Here is a 21,095-nt window from a genome sequence, read left to right as displayed (position 1 = left end):
ACATCTCCCTCTTTTACCAATAATTACTATAACACAGGTTCTTAATTAATGCCAGTCTGACATCTGGTCTACATTTGTAGAATCAACAAGTACCATTGGTGTACTGTCTCCTACTTCAGATACATCCTGTCCCTCTAATGCTTTCAGCATAATAATAACGCCTTCTCTTCCCATCAGATATGGAGACATTGCAACTGTTGCATCATATGTACCTTCCTCGATTGCTGCCTTAGCTTCTTCTGTAAAGTCAACACCAACAACTGTAACTTTATCTTTCATATCTTTTTCTTCCAATGCACGAACTACACCAAGTGCCATATCATCATTTGCACAAGCGATACCTACAATATCAGGATTTGCTTCAATGATTGCTGTCGTTGCATCGTAAGCTTTCTGAGCATCAAAATCGCACTGCTCCACTGCAACAACATCCATTCCTGCATCTTCAAAAGTATCTTTTGCACCGTCTCGGCGTGCATCTGCCTGGGTTCCACCTTCGTTACCAGCGATGACTGCAACTTTACCTTCTCCACCAGTCTTATCAATAATATACTGTGCTCCCATAACACCCTGATTATAAAAATCTACCGTAATTTTAGCGTCAAGTTTTCCTCCAGCTTCTTCGAGAGCATCTTCATTTACCTGATTTCCTGTTGTAATAATCTTCACATCCTCCTGATTTGCTGCAACAATACCAGAAATCAAACAATCTTCAGTTAATGGAGAAACTGCAATTGCTTCATAATCTTTTACAAGCATATTATTCAGGATATCTAACTGTCCGGCTGTATCTGTATCAGAATCTGTAGCTTGCACATCAATCGTTACACCAAATTCTTCTGCTGTTTCTTCATAACCTTCCTGCATAACTGTCCAGAAAGAGTTAGATAATGTACTTTCAATTGCTGCCAGTTTCTTACCTGTGTCTTTCTCCGGCAGCGGTGCAAGATCTTCATCAACCTGTGCCAAAGCCTTTGTAAACTCTGTTTCTGCCTCTGAAGCATCGTCAGCTTTGTCCTCTTCTTCTGTAGTTTCTTCTGTCGCAGTATCTTCTGTACTTTCCTCCTCAGAAGATGAACCGCATCCTACTGCCATAGTTGCAACCATTGCTGTACAAAGCAGTATGCTGAGAATCTTTTTTTTCATAAATATCTCCTCCTTATGAAATAATATAGATACTATATTTAAAGATTCTTACATTGAGAATCTTTAAATTCTAAAATAGTTTTTACATCCGCTCGGCTTCTGGGCCCTGCCTGCAGACATTTCACTGCTGCGGATGCATTGGAAAATTCAAGTGCTGATTTCTTGTCCATTTTCTCTGAAAAATAAGCATAGAGAAGACCTCCCAAAAAGCAATCCCCGGCTCCTGTTGTATCTACCGGATCTATCTTATATGCAGACGCTTCATACTCATTTCCATCATACCATACAGCACCTTCTCCACCAGCCGTACAGATGACTCCCTCCTGTACATGGTACTTTTCCTGCACAATCTTCATCGCTTTACGATAATCCTTTTCTCCCGTCAGTTCAAAATAACCATCTCTTCCACTGACAAAAACATTACAAATCCCCATCATCTCATCAATATCTCTCTGTGACGTACCGCACATTTCCATAAATGAAGGCACACACTGCATATTATAGAGTACTGGTTTTCCCTGCTCTTTTGCCTTTTTCGCAAGCCAGATTGCCGCCTTCGGAGAAAACATATCATTATAAAACACATCCATATCATCCATAATATTCTCCGGCAATTCTTCTGGCACAAGTGTCCATACACTGTCACCTTTATTTGCAAAAATACAATGCTTTCCTCCCGGCGCCGTCAGAATGTAAGTATGAAGCGTAGTTCCATTTTCCTTTGTAACAATATACCGCTTATCCACACCATCAGCTACAAGAGTACGAATAAATTTCTCTCCGACATTATCATCCCCTATTTTTCCTGTCTGATAAACTTCCATTCCAAGATGTGCAGCAGATACAGACACATTAGAAGCACTTCCTCCCGGGAGCATTTCTTCATGCTGAATCAATGCAAATCCGTCATCTTTCGGAAGTTCATGGCTATTGATGACAATATCCATTGCAATCGCACCCAATGATAATAATTTCATACTTTTTATACCTCACTTTTCTTTCTTTGACGACTTTCTGATATCAAAACTGAAATCAACAATATCAATCCTGTCAGGATCTCCTGATAATGTGAGGAAATTGACAGAAGTGTAAGACCATTCTTCATAATATTCAGAATAAAGCATGCTATAATTGTTCCGGTCACGCTGCCCTTACCACCTTGCATACTTGTTCCGCCTAGAATTGTTGCTGCAATAGCATCCATTTCATATCCTTGTCCTGCCAGAGGCTCGGCAGAATTCAATCTTGAAGTCACGATCAACCCTGCAATTCCAGCACAAAGACCACACAAAGAAAAAATCATTACTTTATACCTTTTTACATTAACACCTGAACGATTTAGTGCGATCTCGTTTGAACCAATGAACAGACAATAATTTCCAAAACGTGTTTTATGAAGGAGCATTGCCCCAAAAGCAGCAATAATCAAAGAAATTACAATCGGCATATTAACTGGACCAATCTTCCCGCTGCCGATAAAAGTAAATACTTTTCCAAAACCAAAAATCGAATTAGAGTTTGTCAGAATCAATATGATTCCTCGCATAATCGTCATCGTACTAAGTGTTACAATAAAAGAATTAATCTTTCCATATGCAATCAACATTCCATTGAGCATCCCGATCAAAAAAGAAATCAAAAGTCCGAAAAAAATAGCCAGCGGTGCTGACATTCCAGCTTTAATCAACATCCCCATACTCATCCCGGCAAACCCTATGATTGCACCTACAGACAGATCGATCTGTCCAGCAGAAATAACTAAGGTCATGCCAACAGAAAGTACAAGATATATCGCTGACTGATTCAAAATATTTCTACAGTTCTTCCAGGTGAAAAAATACGGGGAAGCTAATGCAAGTACTCCTACCACTAATACCAAAACTCCCAGCAAAATGAGAGTATATGAACAATCCTGTAATCTTTTTTTCTTCACGTCTATCCCTCACTAATCTGTTGTAATTGCCCCTGTAATCATAGAAACAACCTCATCCATTGTCGTATCCTGCGTCTTCAATTCTTTAATTACCTTTCCTTGACGCATCACGCAGATTCTGTCCGATATATAGAATACCTGAGGCAGATTATGACTGATAATAATTACGGTAAATCCTTCTCCTGCAAGCTTTTTGATTAACTTTAGAACAGCATTGGATTCATTTAATCCCATCGCAGCCGTAGGTTCATCAAATATCAACAATTTACCCCCGTTATGTACCAGCCTTGCAACCGCTACTCCTTGTCTCTGTCCGCCACTTAGGTTCCCAACCGGAACTGTTACATCTGGAATCTGTATATCCAGACTATTTAATAACTTCTTGGCTTCTTCATTCATTTTCTTCTTTTTGAGAAACCCATATTTTGTCAATTCACTTCCCAAGAACAGATTAGATGCCACATCCATAGTATTTCCAAGTGCCAGGTCTTGATAGACCGTCGATACTCCCGCCTCGATTGCTTTTCTGGGTGTAAGATCTTGATACTCTTTACCGTCTATTCGAACCAATCCACTGTCCGGATGCAAAACACCAGATAATATTTTGATCAACGTGGACTTTCCAGCGCCATTATCACCGACAATAGCCAGAACCTCCCCTTCATAAGCATTCATAGAAACACCTCGAAGGGCCTGAACATGTCCGAAACTCTTATATATCTCTTTTGTCTCTAGAAATGGTCTTTTTTTGTTGTCCATATTCTTTCCCCATTCATCTGTTTTAATTAAAATTCCAGTAGCAAAAAACGGTGCCATCAGCAAAATCATGTGGCCGATGTACACCGTCGCAAGACAGCTCCTATATGTGATATATTTTAGCACTATCAATTATGCAAGTAAAATTGATTATATGTATATATTAATAGGCATTATCTATAAATATCTGATTATCCACATTCCGTACGTTGTATTATTTCATCCTGTGTTTCTTTACGAAGCGTAACAAAATATGCACTAAATCCCGATACCCTTACAACTAAATTTTTATATTTGTCTGGATCCATTTGTGCATCCAGAAGAGTTTTCCTGGAAACCACACTGATCTGTACTTCCATTCCTCCATGATGAAAATAGGTACTGATCAGCTTTCTGACAGCATCTCTTCCCGTCTGCTGTTCCAGAAATGAAGGAATAAATTTGATATCCAGCACCATTCCATTGGATGAATCTCTCATATCAGTATAAGTTACAGACTTCATCAGTGCAGTAGGGCCCTCCTTGTCCATTCCCTGGACAGCTCCCATAGAATTAGAAAGTGATACGCCGCTCTTACGTCCATCTGCTGTCGCTCCGGTATTCATTCCCATAATGGCATGATCTTCTACAGAGTATAAGCCGAGACAATACCTCCCACCATGATAAGTTGTATACTCTGCAATATGATTCTTTATACCTACAATTATATCCGCAGCTGCCATATCTGGTTCTTTCAGATCATTTCCATATTTCGGGCAATGATTTAATGCTCTCTGTCTGATTTCTTCTGCTCCTTCATAATCATTTTCCAGAATCTTGGCAAATTCTTTTAATGTAAGTCTCTTTTCTTCATACACCAGTCTTTTTATGGCCATAAGTGAATCCACAGCTGTAGCGATTCCACAAAAATTCACACCGACGCTGTTATATCTGGCACCACCTTCTGATACATCTTTTCTTCTGTGGATACAATCCTCTGTCAAAACAGACAAATAAGGGAGGGGATACTTTTTTTCATATAATTCTTCACACCGTCGGATACTACGAATTCCCATATCTACAAAATGCTTAATTTCTTCCTGATACCACCTCCAAAAATCTTCATAACTTTCTATCTCATCCAGTTTTTTTCGGTTTTTTAGCGTAAAAACCTTCCCTGTCATTACATCTTTTCCTTCATGAAGCATCAGATTCATCACTTTCGGAAGATTCAGGCGCATCATCTCTGTTAATGCGTATTCTTCTCCCTGCATTGCAGGTTCCACACAGCCAAGGATACTGTAATTATAAGATTCTTCCGATAAAACCCCTCGATCTTCCATAGCTTTTCTGTAACACCCGTCATACATCAACGCAGGAAACCCCATGCCTTCCCGAATCAGTGAAAGTACAGCTTCCCAGGCTTCTTCCGGCATATCATCCGTCCATCGGTATGTCAATGAAGGCTGATCAAACTTTAGTTCTTTGGACGCCTTCAGGCAAAGATATGTCAAGGGATTTACTGAACATTTCCCTTCCGAATCACATCCACCGATGGTCAGATTCTGATATGCTTTTCTCTGAGAACTGCACTTTATAAAAAAAGCTTCTATATATTCTTCTGCCTGTTCATTGCTCAATCTTCCACTTTCTATGTCCCTTCGATAATATGGATATAAATAATAATCCAGCCGTCCAAAAGAGATTGCGGAAGGTACATTTTCACAATACATCATCTCATGCGCAAGCCACACAAGCTGTATTGCCTGTGCAAATGTTTCAGGAGGTTTTTGCTTGATTCTTGCCAGATTACTCTTCATCTCTGACAGCCTCACAGCCTCTTCTTTTGTAACCGCAGTTTCTGCCATTTCTCCGGCAAGCTCTTCATAACGTCCAATATAATCTATGCATGCCTCCAGCACAATCCGAAAAGCCATTAGCGTATCCGTTTCTTCCTTTGGCACATCTTTTTTTTCTTCTGATTCGACTTCATTCAACAGACCTGCAAAACCTTTCTTCAGAAGTATCGGATATCCTGCAAGTATGTGTCCGGAATGCCAGTGTTTGAACAGCCAAGCTTCAGAACCATCTGCAAATTCCATAAATTCTTTTTCTTCCGGCGAACCTGAATCTACATCAAATAATTCCTTATATTCTTTAACTTCTCTTCGAGTATCCATATGAAAAGAAGCCCGACCCGCTGGGTCAAACTTCTCACTGACTTTCATTGGAAAATTCACATTATATGTATACTGGTACAAAAAACCAGCCAGTACATCCTCTTTCTGAATTAAAATAGACTTATCTTTCAACGTCTGTGCAAATCCATACGCATACTGTACCTTGACAGACTCCCCCGGGTGATCCGTCATTGCCTGTCGATATGCTCTATCTCTGACTGGGATTTCTTCTTTACTAACATTTTTCTCACGATCATCTCTTAATAATTGAATTCGGTCTGTCACGTTTCCATCTCCTATCATAACTGAAAAATCTGTTCTATTATTACCTCACATTTTACCCGCTCTACACTTCTGATGCAAACAGGGTCATCACAGATCTTTCTCTCATCACTATCTCTGATTGTCCAATCACAACCGGCTCTTCATAAAATCCCTTCTTCTCATTCCCGGTATCTACTGCCATCTTCCACTCCATTCCTGCCGGCAGTGTTGGAAGCGTAACCTCCACCGGTTCCCAAAATGCGTTGATGATAACATATACGATATCATCCTGCCCTTTTTCCGAATCATATCCAGCATACATTGCAGCAATCACTTTCGTCTGGTCATTATAGTGATCTTCCCATGGATGTTCTCCGTGAAGACTGACTTCCGACAAGCCGCATCTGGCAGGTTTACATATTCCCAGTATACTTGGGTGGTTCTTACGAAAATGAATCATGTATTGAAAGAACTTCCAGATATCCTGATTCTTTTCTTTCAATTCCCAATCCAGCCAAGAAACTTCATTGTCCTGACAATAAGCATTGTTATTGCCAAACTGTGTGTTTCCAAATTCATCCCCAGCAAGAAACATGGGAACGCCTCTGCTGACCATCAATGTAGCACACGCATTCCAGATCATGCGCTTTCGAAGTTGCAAGACTTCTGAATCATCAGTCGGACCTTCCACACCACAGTTCCAGCTGCGATTATCGTTACTTCCATCCGTATTATTCCAGCCATTGGCTTCATTATGCTTCACATTATAAGAATAGAGATCATACAAAGTGAATCCATCATGACAGGTCATAAAGTTAACAGAAGCGTTCTTTCCGCGAACAGCCGGATCATAAAGATCCGGGGAACCAATCAATCGTTCCGCTGCTCCTTGGGCATTCCACAGACCGCCTTTTAAGAATTCCCGCATATCGTCCCGATATCTTCCATTCCATTCTGACCAGCGGTTAAATGCAGGAAAATTCCCTACCTGATACAATCCACCTGCATCCCAGGCTTCTGCGATCAGTTTCGTATCTCCTAACAATGGATCCTGTGCAAGAGCTCTTAAAAGCGGCGGTACTTCCATCGGAGAACCATCCTCATTTCTTCCAAGAATAGAAGCCAGGTCAAACCGGAACCCGTCAATCCGATAATCTGTCACCCAATAACGAAGGCAGTCAATGATCAGATTCTGCACAATGGGATGATTACAGTTCATGGTATTTCCACAACCGCTGAAATTATAATATTCCCCCTCTGGAGTCAGAAGATAATAGATATTATTGTCAAAGCCTTTAAACGAAATAAACTGCCCATCCTTATCTCCTTCTGCCGTATGATTGAACACTACATCCAGAATGACCTCTATCCCATTCTCATGCAAGGTCTTTACTAATTGTTTTAACTCTGTACCTTCCCGGTTGTATTCCACAGCAGAAGCATAACTGGTATTGGGCGCAAAAAAGCTGACCGTATTATATCCCCAGTAATTTAACAGTTCTTTGCCGTCCACTGTGCGACATTCACTCAATTCATCAAATTCAAAAATCGGCATCAGTTCAATGGCATTAACGCCCAGATCCTTCAGATAAGGAATCTTCTCCTGAATTCCGGCAAAGGTTCCCGGGGCATTCACATCCTTTGCCATCTTCGTAAAACCACGCACATGCAGCTCATAGATAACCAGTTCTTCCATTGGTATCTTGGGGCATACCTCAGCTCCCCAGTAGAAATTATTACGCACTACTCTGGCGCGGTATCCGGCCGGACTGACCCGCTTTCCCCAGGTACTCTGCCCGGTAACAGCTTTGGCATAAGGGTCCAGAAGAACATGTTCCTTGTCAAAGAGCAATCCTTTCTTCGGATCGTAAGGACCATCCAGACGATACGCATACTCGAATTCTTCCACATTTAATCCAAAGACGATCATGGAATATACATTGCCGATCCGATAATTCTCTGGAAATGGTATGACAGCATAGGGTTCCTCTGCTTTCCGGTGATATAACAATAACTCACAGGCCGTCGCTCCCTGGGAATGTATCGTAAAATTCACACCCTCAGGAATCGGTGTTGCGCCGTCAAACATATAAAATCCCGGACATATCTGATATCCATTGACCTGCTCCAGTGGTTCCATATTCAAGATCTGTCCATTGACAGGAAGTATCGCTGTTAATTCACCGGAGAGATATTTTTCTTGTTCCATATCTTGTTCCTTTCTTTTATCTTTGCGTATTCAGATAATAGACCGCAAGCTGTGTCCGGTCTCTTAACTCCATTTTATCCAGAATGCTACTGATATAATTTCGCACAGTTCCTTCACTTAAGAACAGTTCCCCTGCGATTTCCCGATTGCTCAGTCCTTCTGCCACCAATGCAATGACCTGAAGTTCTTTTTCACTGATATCATGCGCTTTCCAGTCATAGGTCTTTTTCTCTTGCAGAAGCTCTGGAATTCTGGAGACAATCTCTGTTCCAAATACAGTCTGCCCGGCATACACCGCTTTGATAGCCGGCAGAATATTCTGATAATCCTGCTTCAAAAGATACCCCTTCACTCCATAAGTCAAGGCTTTCACAATATATTCATCATCAGAAAATGTAGTGAGCAGAAGAATCCTTGCCTGAGGATCTTCTTCTAATATCTGTCTGGATGCCTCCAGTCCGCTTACATTCTGCATACGGATATCCATCAAAAGTACATCTGGCCGGAATGTCCGATATAACACTATTGCATCCTTTCCATCCTGTCCAGTGCTGCACACCTGTATCTCGCTATCCATCTCTAAGATAGTTTTCAATGCTCCTGCCACCAACACATCATCATCTACAATTATGATCTTCACGCCGTCTCCTCCTTCTTGGGAATGGTAATATATATGCGAAATCCCTGCTTCACCGATATCTGCATCGTTCCCTGTAATGCTTTCGTTCGTTCTTCCATATTACGAAGTCCGATTCCCCTGTGAATCTCCGATCTTTCCACAACTTCCTTTTTCAAACAATCAGTTCCGTTATCTTCCACAATCAACTGATATAACCCAGGGTGTTCCCGTACTACGATCTGAACTTTTGTAGCATCGCTGTGTTTCATTACATTGTTCAATGCTTCCTTCACAATCGCAATAAAGCTGTATTTTACTTCTCTTGGTACATAATATCCCATATCATAGATCAATTGCACTGGACAAAATGTATATTCTTTAATCAGATTATCTAATACTTCTTTTAGATTCACTGCGTCATCATGAAGATCATGGACACTTTCACGTACATTTGTCATAGCAACATTTAACGTGTCTTCCAGATGGTCTAACGGTTCTTTCATATTCTCTTCTTTTGAAATTGCTTTCATTGCCCCTACCATCAAAATTGCCCGGGACAACATATGTCCAACATGGTCGTGAATCTCTCTTGCAATCCGATTGCGTTCTCGCAACGTAGCCGTATAGATCTCATAATCCTGTCGCTTCAGAAGACTCTGGTTCTTCTCTTTCAAGAGAATGTTCAACTCAGTACTGCTATCCTGCGTCATCTTTAGCTTCTCTTCCAACGCCTCATGTCTTTTCGCATATTCCTGCAATATCCCTGCCATCCCATAGCCAATCCCCAGCACACACAGAATCTTGATCTGCCCAGGGAAATATGTATACATAGATAATAGCATCAATATTATGCCAAGAAAATAATTGGATACCCTCAACACCCCATACAAGATGACTGGAGTAAAAAACAGAAACTCTGGCCAGAAAAAGGAAGCAGCTATATACAATATCGTCAAAACTCCGTTCCATTTCTTTGAAAATAGATACTCATTGGCACAGGCGAAGATAACTGATATAAGAAACGCGCTGATATATGCCGTATTGACCGGAACCAGAAGAAGTATCACAAAGCAATATATGATTAACAAGGTCTGATCAACAATTCGTCTCATCCTTTTCTCCATTCATAATATGACATTTGTCACATGTCATTTCTGACACTTGACACTATCATTATAAACAAGTTTTTCTTATACTACAAGTATCCGAAAAACATTGAGAAATGGAGGCATTGCCATGATTCATATTGAAAATCTTGTAAAACGTTACGGGAATCTGGTAGCATTAGATCACTTAAATCTGGACATTGAAGAGGGCGAGATCTTCGGACTGTTAGGACCGAATGGCTCCGGTAAGACAACCGCAATCAACTGCATGCTTGCCCTACTGAAATACGACAAGGGAACTATCACGATTTTCGGAAAAGAGATGCAGCCGAACAGCTATGACATCAAGAAAAATATCGGTGTCGTCATGCAAAATGTAGCAGTCTTTGACCAGATGACTGTCCGTGAAAATATCGATTATTTTTGCGGGCTTTATGTCAAAGATAAATCCAAAAGGAAAGAACTGGTAGAAGAAGCCATCGAATTCGCAGGACTGGAAGATTTCCAGAAAATGCGCCCCAAAAAACTATCCGGCGGTCTTTTAAGAAGGCTGAATATCGCCTGCGGAATCGTCCACAAACCTCGGCTTATCATCATGGATGAGCCAACTGTCGCCGTAGATCCACAGAGCCGTAACAAGATTCTGGAAGGAATCCTCTCTCTGAATCGTCAGGGCTCCACCATCATTTATACTTCTCATTACATGGAAGAAGTGGAACAAATCTGCTCACGGATAGCAATTATCGACCACGGACGGGTTCTGGCAACCGGAACAACCGAAGAATTAAAGAAAATGATTAAGACAGGAGAGACGATTACCATAGAAGCGATTGCATTGGACGAAGAACTTCTGACGGATATCCGTACACTTCCACATGTATTTGATGTGATTTATGATAACCAGGTACTGAAAATCCGTTTAAGCGGCGCCAAGCACAATCTTGTACGTATATTAAATTACCTGCAAGAACGAGACATTTCTTTTGGGCGTGTTTTTTCCGAACTACCGACGCTGAATGACGTCTTCCTGGAAATCACCGGCAAAGAACTCAGAGATTAGGAGGTACTTTATGCTGCATTTGATCAAATATCGATTCAAACAGAATCTAAGAGATATAAGTTCTATGTTCTGGGCACTGGCTTTCCCGATTATTCTTGGAACCTTTTTCTATTTTGCTTTTGCATCTTCCGGTCTTGCATCTACAGGAGAAGCCGAGTGGGAACCTGTGAAAGTCGCAGTGATTGAAGAAGATTCCTCATCCGAGAATGCTTCTGTGTTCCTTTCCTTTTTAGAGCAACTGGATCCGGAAACACTGAATATCCAGGACATTTCATCAGAATCAGCTGCTCTCCATGCATTGAATGAAGGGGATATCACAGGGATCTTCTACGTACGCGAAACACCTGCACTGACGGTCAGCAAGAGCGGAATCAATGAAAGTATCCTGACTGCACTTCTGGATAATTATAACCAGAGCGCTGCCATGCTTCAGAAAATCACCTCCTCACATCCAGAACATCTAGAACACGCACTAGAAGTAATGAGTGACTACAAAGAGATGACAAAGGAGACCTCATTAGGCGGTAAATCTATGAACCCATCTGTCCAGTATTTCTTTGCTTTAATCGCCTATGCATGCCTGTCAGGCGCATTTCTGGGAATCCGGTCAAGCTTTGACTCCCAGGCAAACTTAAGTCCGCTCGGTATGCGCCGGAGCATCACACCCACCCATCGCCTGACATTAATATGCATTGATATGTTTGTACTGGTTGCCATCCACTTTATCAATATGCTGATTCTGAATCTCTATATCATAAAAGTTCTGGGAATCAGCCTGGGGGATAATCTGCCAGCACTTCTTTTGGTGAACCTGATGGGAAGTATCATTGGTGTATGTATTGGAATTACACTGGGATGTGTCAGCCGGCTATCCATAGACCTGAAATACGGGCTCACAGTCGCCATTACTTTATTCCCGGGATTCCTGGCAGGTCTGATGTTTGGAAATATGAAGAATATCATCGAACTTCACTGTCCAATCATAAACCGCATCAATCCGGCCGCTGTATTGAGTGATGCCTTCTATTGCATGGGAATCTACAACGATATGCAGCGTTTTACTCGCTGTATTCTCATACTTGCCGTTATGAGTATTCTGCTTTTGGCGGTTGCATTTTTCAGTGTCAGGAGGGAACGTTATGACAGTATTTAAAGGATTTCTAACCGTTGCAAAACAAAATATCGGCATGCTCGTTATGTATCTTGCCATCTTTCTGACCATCTGCCTGACCATTCAGGAAATAACCGGTGGAGACACTCAGACTACTTTTGAAGCAGAAAGACTGGACATAGCTGTCATTGACCATGACGGCAAAGCACTTGCCCAAGGACTTACCGAGTACCTGTCTCATTATCATAATATTAAGGAATTACCGGATGATAAGGGTATCCTACAGGAAAGACTATTCTACCGGGAAGTCTATTATGTGGTTACCATTCCGGATAATTTTGAAGAACTCTGTCTAAACGGTGACGAAAAACTTTCTGTCACAAAGGTTCCCGGAAGTAACAGCGGATATTATGTAGACCAACAGATCAATACATTTTTAAATGATGTGCGCATTCTGACATTCAGTGGATTTTCATTAACAGAGGCAATCAGCGAAGTCCAGGACAATGCTTCTATCGAATCAGACGTCTCTATGATAGATAAGAACGGACTTGGTGGACAGATGCCTGGTCATGCATTTATGTTCCAGTATATGCCATATATATTGATGAGCATCCTCTGCTATGCATTAAGCTTTATCATGATTGCTTTCAATAAACCCGATATCCGAAGACGAATGCTCTGTTCTGCTGTCTCCAGCAACAGTCAGAATCTTCAGCTGGTTCTTGGGTTTATGGTGATCGGCCTCGCTGTGTGGGCTATCTGTGCATTTCTTCCGGTTCTGGTATATCGTGATGCATTTCTTCAGGACGCACACCTGCCCTACTACCTGATCAACAGCCTGATCATGACTCTTGTCTCATTGACAATGGCGTTTCTTGTAGGAACACTGGTACACCGGGAAGAGACCGTAAGCGCCGTTGTCAATGTATTGACATTGGGCATGTCCTTTCTCTGCGGTGTCTTCGTAAGTATGGACATCTTAAGCAAAGGGATTAAAACAGTGGCACATTTCCTTCCAGCATACTGGTATGAAATCAACAATAGTCTCCTCGCTTCCAATGGGCATCTGAGTCAAAGTCAGTTCCATTCACTTCTGACCGGTTATGGTATCCAGCTTCTCTTTGCGGCAGCCTTCCTCGTTGCCGCACTGGTAATTGGACGCCACAGACGGCAAATATAGAAAAAGGAAGCCCTTGATGACTTATTCATCAAAGGCTTCCTTAACTTTATCCATAAATCCTTTTTTCTTTTTGGTTCCTTTATGTTCCGAATGATCCTCTGCTACATGAAGTGAATTTCCTGACAGCTCATCGAACTTGCGGAGTGCTTCTTTGGCTTCAGCACTTAAGTGTTCTGGTGTCTGGATGACCAGCGTTACATAATGATCTCCACGAACCTGTGAATTCCGTACGGATGGAACACCCTTTCCTCTCAGGCGTACTTTGGTATCCGTTTTAGTTCCTGGCTTCACGTTATAGATGACTTCTCCATCCACTGTCTTAATTCGGATATCTGCTCCAAGCGCTGCCTGTGCAAATGAAATTGGAACAGTTGAAAAGATATGCATATCCTGGCGTTGGAAGATTGGATGTCTGGATACAACCACTTCTACCAACAGATCTCCTCTTGGTCCGCCATTTGTTCCAGGCTCACCCTTATCACGAATGCGAACACTCTGACCATTATCAATACCTGCCGGAATAGTAACAGATATCTTTTTCTTGCTGGAAATATATCCTGTTCCACCACAATCCGGACATTTTTCACGAATGATTTTTCCTGTTCCACCACAATCCGGACAAGTCTGCACATTCTGAACAGTTCCAAAGAAGGATTGCTGCGTATATACAACCTGACCCTTTCCGCCACATTTTGGACAAGTCTCTGGCGAAGTGCCCGCTTTTGCACCGGTACCGCCACATTTTGGACATGGATCTTTCAATACAACTTCTAATTCTTTCTCACATCCGAACACTGCCTCTTCAAACGTAATCCTTACGCTCTTACGGATATTCATACCCTTCATTGGGCCCTGGCTGGCACGGCCTCTGCGTCCGCCGCCCCCGAATAAATCGCCAAATATATCACCGAAAATATCGCTGAAATCTGCTCCATTAAAATCAAATCCACCAAAACCACCAGCTCCGCCGGCACCGCCTTCAAAAGCCGCATGGCCGAACTGGTCATACTGACGACGCTTTTCCGGATCACTCAGAATTGCATAAGCTTCCGAAGCTTCTTTAAACTTCTTTTCAGCCTCTGCATCACCGGGATTCATATCAGGATGATATTTCTTGGCAACCTGTCTGTATGCTTTTTTTAAAGTCGCTTCGTCCGCATCTCTGCTGACGCCAAGCACTTCATAGTAATCTCTCTTTGATTCTGCCATCGTCTATCCCTTTCTTCTCTAATCTTAAGATTTATTTCAAGACATAAGGAAGTTCCGCGAAGCTCAGCTCTGTCTGGTATTGCTGAGTTCCGCGGAACAGCCTTCACACCAGGCTTGCAAGAATCTTGCCAAGTGTATTAGACTTCTTTATAATCTCCGTCTACAACGTCATCTCCCTGGAAACCATCCGGTGCCGGACCTGCTCCTGGGTTTGGACCTGCGCCTGCTCCCGGATTCGGGCCTGCACCTGCTGCAGCTCCAGCCTGCTCATACATCTTTGTAAATACTTTCTGTGCACTTTCCATCAGTTTTTCTTTTGCTGCTTTCATCTCTGCAACCTGCGCATCTGAGATATCATCCATATTTACTTTATCAAGAACTTCTTTCAATGCCTTGCAGTCAGCTTCTACCGCTGCTTTATCTGCTGCATCAATCTTATCCCCGACTTCGCCAAGTGCTTTCTCAGTCTGGAAAAGTAATGCATCTGCATCGTTCTTAGCATCGATTCCTTCTTTACGCTTCTTATCCTGTGCTTCGAATGCCGCTGCTTCTTTTACAGCTTTTTCGATATCTTCATCGGACATATTAGAACCAGCAGTAATGGTAATATGCTGTTCTTTTCCTGTTCCAAGATCTTTTGCTGATACATTTACGATACCATTAGCATCGATATCAAATGTAACTTCAATCTGCGGTACTCCACGTGGAGCTGGTGCAATTCCATCCAGTCTGAACTGTCCGAGGGACTTGTTATCTCTTGCGAACTGTCTTTCCCCTTGTACAACATTGATATCAACAGCTGTCTGATTGTCCGCTGCAGTAGAGAATATCTGACTCTTCTTAGTAGGAATTGTCGTATTTCTCTCGATCAGTCTTGTAGCAACACCACCCATAGTCTCAATAGACAGTGACAATGGAGTTACATCAAGAAGAAGAATGTCTCCGGCACCTGCATCTCCGGCAAGTTTACCACCCTGAACAGAAGCACCAAGTGCTACACATTCATCCGGATTCAGAGATTTGCTTGGCTCTTTGCCAGTCAGACGTTTTACTTCTTCCTGTACAGCCGGGATACGTGTAGAACCACCAACCAACAGAACCTGACCTAATTCAGATGCTGTGATGCCTGCATCTGAAAGTGCTCTCTGTACAGGCTCAGATGTCTTCAGCACGAGATCATGTGTCAATTCATCAAATTTTGCTCTTGTCAGATTCATATCAAAGTGCTTTGGACCTTCTGCTGTTGCTGTGATGAATGGAAGGTTAATATTCGTTGTTGTTGCGGAAGACAATTCTTTTTTAGCCTTCTCAGCAGCTTCTTTTAGTCTCTGAAGTGCCATCTTATCTGTAGATAAATCTACACCTTCCTGTTTCTTGAATTCATCAATCATATAATCTGTGATCTTCTGGTCGAAATCATCACCGCCAAGTCTGTTATTACCAGCTGTAGACAATACTTCGATAACACCGTCACCAATCTCGATGATAGATACATCAAATGTACCACCACCTAAATCATATACCATGATCTTCTGTTCTTTTTCGTTGTCAAGACCGTATGCCAGGGCTGCTGCTGTAGGCTCGTTGATGATACGTTTTACATCAAGACCTGCAATCTTACCAGCATCTTTTGTTGCCTGACGCTGAGCATCATTAAAGTAAGCAGGTACTGTGATAACAGCTTCTGTTACCTTTTCTCCAAGATATCCTTCTGCGTCTGCTTTCAATTTCTGAAGAATCATAGCAGAAATCTCCTGAGGAGAATATTTCTTATCATCAATTGTTACCTTGTAATCGCTGCCCATTTCTCTCTTAATAGAAGAGATTGTTCTCTCAGCATTTGTTACTGCCTGACGTTTTGCAGGTTCACCTACCAGACGCTCTCCTGTTTTTGAAAATGCTACAACAGATGGTGTTGTTCTTGCACCTTCTGTATTTGCGATGACCGTTGGCTGGCCACCTTCCATAACAGCTACACAACTGTTTGTTGTTCCTAAGTCAATACCTATTATTTTGCCCATTATAAAGACCTCCTAATTTATTTTTTAATAGTTCGATGTAGTTCGATTAGTTTGCTACTTTTACCATACTGTGTCTCACTACTGAGTCACGGTACATATAACCTTTTTGGAATTCTTCGGCTACAATATTCTCACCAAAGTTTTCATCTTCCACATGCATCACTGCATTATGAAAATCAGGATTGAATTCCTGTCCTACCGCTTCGATAGGTTTGACCCCAACTCCTTCCAGTGTAGTCATCAACTGTTTATACACCATCTCCATTCCTTGGATAAAGGGATCGTTTTTTTCTTCTTCCTTGACACCATTAAGCCCTCGCTCAAAATTATCAACTACCGGAAGAATCTTATCTATGATATCTTTCGCTCCTATTTCATACATCTGGGATTTTTCCTTTTCTGTACGCTTGCGGAAGTTATCAAACTCAGCCATCTGACGAGTAAGTCTGTCTGTCAGTTCTTCGATCTTCTCGTCCTTTTTATCTTTTTTATTCTTCTTGCCAAATATCTTTTTTTCAGATTTGGATTCATCACTGTTCTTGGCTTCTGCTTCGTCAGCAATTTCATCTGATTCAGCATCTTCTTTTGTAGCAGCGTCCGCTTCTGATTCTACTTCATTATCTCTTTCGTCGCCAGTTTCTTCTGCAGCTTTTTCGTCGGCTTCTGTCTGCTCTGCAGCAGCTTTCTTTGCCTCCTCAACTGCTTCTTTTACCATCTCTTCCTGGCTCTTCTCCTGATTATTTTCCAAGGGTTATTCCACCTTTCTTATTCTTTTTTATGAAACATCCGATCCAGCTCATTCTGAAGCCGTTTCATAGATTTCAATACATGTTCATAATCCATTCTTTTTGGTCCGATAATACCTATGGTTCCCTTCATGCCATCTCCCAATTCATAAGTTGCGGTGACAACACTACAATCCTTCATAGTCTGTACCGGTGTCTCATCACCAATATATACCTGAATCCCTGTATTATCTTCTTTTGCCAGCGTCTGTGTCACTAGTTCAGTCAATTGCTGCTTTTCTTCAAAAGCACTGATAATTTCCTGAGCACTCTGATTATCACTCAATTCCGGGTACTTAAATATGTTCGTAGCACCACTTGTATAGATCTGCATATCTTCATCGATCTGAATGGCATCCGCTACTGCATCCAGAACATTTCCAATCACTGCACTGTGTATTCCAGCCTGCTCTTTCAGCCTTGCAATCAATCCAAGATTAATCTCTTCAATAGACATACCATTTAACGTTGTGTTAAGAAGCATATTCAACTTCAATAAATTTTCATTACTGAGTGGTTCATCTATATTAATAATCTTGTTCTTAATCACATTACCGCCAAGTACGATCACCGCAATAATCTGTTCCTCATCTACCATAGACAACTGAATGAACTTAATTTTATTCGCGCTATTCATTGGTGTAGAGACCATTGTTGCGTAATTCGTATTACTGGCAAGAACTTTCGCTGCCTGCTTCAGAAGCTGTTCCATCTTGTCTGCCTTATCCAGCATCTGCTCCTGCATCTCATTCAGTTCCTGTTCCTTCTCTTCCATCAACATATCAACATAAAGTCTATAGCCCTTATCCGAAGGAATTCGTCCAGCAGACGTATGTGGCTGTATAATGTAACCAAGTTCTTCCAGATCAGCCATCTCATTACGAATCGTTGCAGAACTCAGATTCAAATCCGTATATTTTGAAATCGTTCTGGAACCAACAGGCTCGCCGGTCTCAAGATAATTCTGAATGATTGCATGCAGAATTTTTAATTTACGATCACTAAGTCCATGATCCGCTATCATCTGTACTCCTCCTTTCGGATTTCCTGTTAGCACTCGAATTTAAGGAGTGCTAACATCTTCGACTATTAATGTATCACTATGGTTTTCATTTGTCAACATAGTTTACATATTTTTTATAAAATGAATTTAGATGAGAATGGTTATGATTGGAATGTGGACGGCGAGAAGATGGATGGAATGGCTGGCATTACGGAGTCCTTCGCTAAGAATCCATAACAGGAAAAGAAGCAGATATTTGGCGACCAGGCTGATTCGCCCCGAAATCTTGATGATTTCGAGGCTCAGCAGCCTTCTCAGATTTGGCTGGAAACCAAATCTTCGCACAAAATATCTGCTTCTTTTCCTATAACGGCTTCTAGTGCTTGTCCAACGAATGCCAGCCATTCCATCCATCTTCTCGCCTGACATTCCAAACCACTAATCTTCCTCATCAGGGAGATTCTGCGCATGATGAAAAGTAGAAAAGTATTATCAAAAATCCTAACTAAGCTCGATTTTTTCTGCTTCTTCTGGCTTAAACTCATTTTCAAGGTCATAGATATTATGTCCGGTAGATTCACCCAATACTCTTCCTTCTAATGAGTAGCAACGGATAAATCTCTTTGGATCGATACTGGACCAGTGTTCTACATCCCAGCTCATATAACCATCTGCGTCAGATTTCTTTTCTTTCAGATATAAATCTACCTGACGTCCATCCTTCATGATCTGGATCAATCCTTTTGTTCCATCCACTTCTAATTCTTCCTTTTTTACTGAATCGTAAACTTTCATGATATTCCCTCCTAAAAAAGTAAATTAGGAATCTTCCAGTGAAGCATTCCCCAATTCGTTCTATAACTGATTATACATTTTAAATAATAAAAACTCAATGTTTTTTCTACTTTAGCCAAAACTCACTTCTGCACATATCAAGAATACCTTCTTTTTTTAGTTTCCCCAGTTCCGTTGACATCGCACTCCGCTCCACACAAAGATAATCTGCCAGTTCCTGTCGATTAAATGGAATGGTAAAATGCCTGCTTCCTGCTCTTTTTGATTGTTCGGACAGATAAGATAATAATTTATCTCTAGTAGTTCGTTTTGAAATGTGACGGATCTTTTCTCCCAGCATCACATTTTTTCTCGCAAATATTTGTACCATATTTATAAAGAACTTCTGCTGTAATAGAGAACCCTCAGCAGACAATTCAAATATTTTCTTCACAGGAACCTGTAAAACAGTACAATCCGTCACTGTCACAACGCTGACTGGACTTTTTTTGATTCCTGCACAAGAAAATGCTGCCCCAAATAGTTCTCCTTGACTAAGTTGTTCCAATATTGAACGATTGCCAAATACATCTTCACATATTATCTGTACACATCCCTCTAGAATTACCCCAAGATTCTCTACCGGCTCCTCCTCTCCCAGTATCATCTCATTTTTCTGATATACTTTCATCTTACTTTCTAAAACAGGCATTATCTTCTCTATCTCTTCCTTCTCAATTCCCATAAATAACGGAGATTTTTTTAAAATATCAATATCTATTTTCATAAGCTCCTCCAATCGTTGGAAAAACAACATATTTTATTTTATAATTGTAGTAAATTAGGTACAACAAATCAAGGAGGTACTTATATGATAAGAACAATGGTTCATATAGACGAAGAAAAATGTAATGGATGTGGAGCCTGTGCTGCCGCCTGCCATGAGGGCGCCATTGCTATGATAGACGGGAAAGCAAAGCTGATCCGTGATGACTATTGCGATGGTCTCGGCAATTGTCTTCCGGTATGCCCGACCAATGCAATCACTTTGGAAGAACGAGAGGCCGCAGCATACGATGAAGAAGCAGTACAAAAGCATCTGAATATCAAGAAAATGATTGCAGAAATGAAGGAACAAAAAGGGCAAAAGCCAACAGAATTCGCAGGATGCCCCGGTCAAAAGGTACAAAATATCCGTAACCGCCAGAGCGAACCATCCGCATCCGATTCCAGTGCATCCACCTCTGATAATACAGCCTGCACTCCTTCGCCAAGCCAGCTTGGTCAGTGGCCTGTCCAGATCAAACTGGTTCCGGTCAATGCACCTTATTTTGAAAATGCAGACCTGTTAATTGCAGCAGACTGTACCGCATATGCCTATGGGGATTTTCATAATCGCTTCATCAAAAACCGCATCACCTTAATAGGCTGTCCCAAATTAGACGAAGGCGATTATACAGAGAAATTAACAGCGATCATAAAAAACAATTCCATCAAAAGCCTTACTATCGTCCGTATGGAAGTCCCCTGCTGCGGCGGAATTGAACGGGCAGCAACCGAAGCACTGAAATCAAGCGGAAAATTCATCCCCTGGCAAGTCGTGACCATTGGGATTGATGGGAATCTGGTTGAGTAGGTTTTGTGATTGGGAATGTCAGGCGCAGGGATAGATTGATTCTATCCCTGCGCCTGACATTCCCAATCGCCAAACTTTTCCAACCAAGAAGGATTCCTCCGCACCGTCATCAACCGTTTTC

19 protein-coding genes are annotated in these 21,095 nt (G+C 41.6%); 4 read left to right on the top strand and 15 right to left on the bottom strand.

The window, feature by feature from the left end:
* Window positions 1–45 precede the first annotated feature (45 nt).
* The 8 genes from JQM81_RS03225 to JQM81_RS03190 form a co-directional block, all read right to left on the bottom strand.
* Entirely contained in the window at window positions 46–1,146 is a 1,101-nt protein-coding gene (locus JQM81_RS03225) for a substrate-binding domain-containing protein (protein WP_235232092.1), read from the bottom strand.
* A 38-nt stretch (window positions 1,147–1,184) separates the two neighbouring features.
* Complete coding sequence (locus JQM81_RS03220) at window positions 1,185–2,123, bottom strand: carbohydrate kinase family protein (protein ID WP_235232091.1); 939 nt, start codon at window positions 2,121–2,123, stop codon at window positions 1,185–1,187.
* Between the two features lie 5 nt (window positions 2,124–2,128).
* Window positions 2,129–3,079 carry an ABC transporter permease gene (locus tag JQM81_RS03215; protein WP_235232090.1) on the bottom strand — a complete coding sequence of 317 codons (951 nt, stop codon included), beginning with the start codon at window positions 3,077–3,079 and terminating at the stop codon, window positions 2,129–2,131.
* A gap of 12 nt (window positions 3,080–3,091) precedes the next feature.
* Window positions 3,092–3,838, bottom strand: coding sequence for an ATP-binding cassette domain-containing protein (locus JQM81_RS03210; RefSeq protein WP_235232089.1), 747 nt, complete (start codon window positions 3,836–3,838; stop codon window positions 3,092–3,094).
* Window positions 3,839–4,026: 188 nt separating this feature from the next.
* A complete protein-coding gene (locus JQM81_RS03205; RefSeq protein WP_235232088.1) occupies window positions 4,027–6,279 on the bottom strand; it encodes a pyruvate formate lyase family protein in 2,253 nt (750 codons plus the stop codon).
* Between the two features lie 61 nt (window positions 6,280–6,340).
* The gene (gene glgX / locus JQM81_RS03200) at window positions 6,341–8,467 is read right to left on the bottom strand and encodes a glycogen debranching protein GlgX (protein ID WP_235232087.1); all 2,127 of its coding nucleotides are present in this window, start codon (window positions 8,465–8,467) and stop codon (window positions 6,341–6,343) included.
* Between the two features lie 16 nt (window positions 8,468–8,483).
* A complete protein-coding gene (locus JQM81_RS03195; protein WP_235232086.1) occupies window positions 8,484–9,107 on the bottom strand; it encodes a response regulator in 624 nt (207 codons plus the stop codon).
* Window positions 9,104–10,198, bottom strand: coding sequence for a sensor histidine kinase (locus tag JQM81_RS03190; protein WP_235232085.1), 1,095 nt, complete (start codon window positions 10,196–10,198; stop codon window positions 9,104–9,106). The genes JQM81_RS03195 and JQM81_RS03190 overlap by 4 nt, the downstream gene beginning before the upstream one ends.
* Window positions 10,199–10,322: 124 nt before the next feature.
* Between JQM81_RS03190 and JQM81_RS03185 the strand changes: the two genes are divergently transcribed.
* The 3 genes from JQM81_RS03185 to JQM81_RS03175 are packed head-to-tail and all read left to right on the top strand — an operon-like array spanning window position 10,323 to window position 13,546.
* Complete coding sequence (locus tag JQM81_RS03185) at window positions 10,323–11,252, top strand: ABC transporter ATP-binding protein (RefSeq protein WP_235232084.1); 930 nt, start codon at window positions 10,323–10,325, stop codon at window positions 11,250–11,252.
* A 10-nt stretch (window positions 11,253–11,262) separates the two neighbouring features.
* Window positions 11,263–12,405, top strand: a complete 1,143-nt coding sequence (locus JQM81_RS03180) for an ABC transporter permease (RefSeq protein WP_235232083.1) — start codon at window positions 11,263–11,265, stop codon at window positions 12,403–12,405.
* Complete coding sequence (locus JQM81_RS03175) at window positions 12,392–13,546, top strand: ABC transporter permease (protein ID WP_235232082.1); 1,155 nt, start codon at window positions 12,392–12,394, stop codon at window positions 13,544–13,546. Before JQM81_RS03180 ends, JQM81_RS03175 begins: the two co-directional genes overlap by 14 nt.
* 21 nt (window positions 13,547–13,567) lie before the next feature.
* On the opposite strand, the gene dnaJ is transcribed toward JQM81_RS03175, so the two are convergent.
* The 7 genes from dnaJ to JQM81_RS03140 form a co-directional block, all read right to left on the bottom strand.
* Window positions 13,568–14,755 (bottom strand): molecular chaperone DnaJ, encoded by a 1,188-nt coding sequence (gene dnaJ, locus JQM81_RS03170; RefSeq protein ID WP_235232081.1) that lies wholly within the window; start codon window positions 14,753–14,755, stop codon window positions 13,568–13,570.
* A 137-nt stretch (window positions 14,756–14,892) separates the two neighbouring features.
* A complete protein-coding gene (dnaK, locus tag JQM81_RS03165; RefSeq protein ID WP_235232080.1) occupies window positions 14,893–16,776 on the bottom strand; it encodes a molecular chaperone DnaK in 1,884 nt (627 codons plus the stop codon).
* Between the two features lie 46 nt (window positions 16,777–16,822).
* On the bottom strand, window positions 16,823–17,524 hold the full coding sequence (gene grpE, locus JQM81_RS03160) for a nucleotide exchange factor GrpE (protein WP_331473038.1): 702 nt from the start codon (window positions 17,522–17,524) through the stop codon (window positions 16,823–16,825).
* Window positions 17,525–17,541: 17 nt separating this feature from the next.
* Window positions 17,542–18,585, bottom strand: coding sequence for a heat-inducible transcriptional repressor HrcA (gene hrcA, locus JQM81_RS03155; protein ID WP_235232079.1), 1,044 nt, complete (start codon window positions 18,583–18,585; stop codon window positions 17,542–17,544).
* 126 nt (window positions 18,586–18,711) lie between these two features.
* Entirely contained in the window at window positions 18,712–18,993 is a 282-nt protein-coding gene (locus JQM81_RS03150) for a hypothetical protein (protein WP_235232078.1), read from the bottom strand.
* Window positions 18,994–19,065: 72 nt separating this feature from the next.
* Window positions 19,066–19,359: a hypothetical protein gene (locus JQM81_RS03145; RefSeq protein ID WP_235232077.1), complete on the bottom strand. Its 294-nt coding sequence runs from the start codon at window positions 19,357–19,359 to the stop codon at window positions 19,066–19,068.
* Between the two features lie 106 nt (window positions 19,360–19,465).
* Window positions 19,466–20,125: a Crp/Fnr family transcriptional regulator gene (locus JQM81_RS03140; protein ID WP_235232076.1), complete on the bottom strand. Its 660-nt coding sequence runs from the start codon at window positions 20,123–20,125 to the stop codon at window positions 19,466–19,468.
* Between the two features lie 84 nt (window positions 20,126–20,209).
* Between JQM81_RS03140 and JQM81_RS03135 the strand changes: the two genes are divergently transcribed.
* Window positions 20,210–20,974, top strand: coding sequence for an ATP-binding protein (locus JQM81_RS03135; RefSeq protein ID WP_235232075.1), 765 nt, complete (start codon window positions 20,210–20,212; stop codon window positions 20,972–20,974).
* The last annotated feature ends 121 nt before the right edge of the window (window positions 20,975–21,095 follow it).

The organism is Faecalicatena contorta (assembly GCF_021531895.1).
Lineage (GTDB): Bacteria > Bacillota > Clostridia > Lachnospirales > Lachnospiraceae > JAFBIX01.
The sequence above is the reverse complement of the archived record's forward strand: the minus strand, read 5'-3'. Positions and strand labels throughout refer to the sequence as shown.

Excerpts from the sequence above, each read along its gene's own strand:
- JQM81_RS03225 (WP_235232092.1), bottom strand. The coding sequence starts at position 1,146 with ATGAAAAAAAAGATTCTCAGCATACTGCTTTGTACAGCAATGGTTGCA.
- JQM81_RS03220 (WP_235232091.1), bottom strand. The coding sequence starts at position 2,123 with ATGAAATTATTATCATTGGGTGCGATTGCAATGGATATTGTCATCAAT.
- JQM81_RS03210 (WP_235232089.1), bottom strand. The coding sequence starts at position 3,838 with ATGGACAACAAAAAAAGACCATTTCTAGAGACAAAAGAGATATATAAG.
- glgX (WP_235232087.1), bottom strand. The coding sequence starts at position 8,467 with ATGGAACAAGAAAAATATCTCTCCGGTGAATTAACAGCGATACTTCCT.
- JQM81_RS03190 (WP_235232085.1), bottom strand. The coding sequence starts at position 10,198 with ATGAGACGAATTGTTGATCAGACCTTGTTAATCATATATTGCTTTGTG.
- JQM81_RS03185 (WP_235232084.1), top strand. The coding sequence starts at position 10,323 with ATGATTCATATTGAAAATCTTGTAAAACGTTACGGGAATCTGGTAGCA.
- JQM81_RS03180 (WP_235232083.1), top strand. The coding sequence starts at position 11,263 with ATGCTGCATTTGATCAAATATCGATTCAAACAGAATCTAAGAGATATA.
- JQM81_RS03175 (WP_235232082.1), top strand. The coding sequence starts at position 12,392 with ATGACAGTATTTAAAGGATTTCTAACCGTTGCAAAACAAAATATCGGC.
- dnaJ (WP_235232081.1), bottom strand. The coding sequence starts at position 14,755 with ATGGCAGAATCAAAGAGAGATTACTATGAAGTGCTTGGCGTCAGCAGA.
- dnaK (WP_235232080.1), bottom strand. The coding sequence starts at position 16,776 with ATGGGCAAAATAATAGGTATTGACTTAGGAACAACAAACAGTTGTGTA.
- hrcA (WP_235232079.1), bottom strand. The coding sequence starts at position 18,585 with ATGATAGCGGATCATGGACTTAGTGATCGTAAATTAAAAATTCTGCAT.
- JQM81_RS03150 (WP_235232078.1), bottom strand. The coding sequence starts at position 18,993 with ATGTCAGGCGAGAAGATGGATGGAATGGCTGGCATTCGTTGGACAAGC.
- JQM81_RS03145 (WP_235232077.1), bottom strand. The coding sequence starts at position 19,359 with ATGAAAGTTTACGATTCAGTAAAAAAGGAAGAATTAGAAGTGGATGGA.
- JQM81_RS03140 (WP_235232076.1), bottom strand. The coding sequence starts at position 20,125 with ATGAAAATAGATATTGATATTTTAAAAAAATCTCCGTTATTTATGGGA.
- JQM81_RS03135 (WP_235232075.1), top strand. The coding sequence starts at position 20,210 with ATGATAAGAACAATGGTTCATATAGACGAAGAAAAATGTAATGGATGT.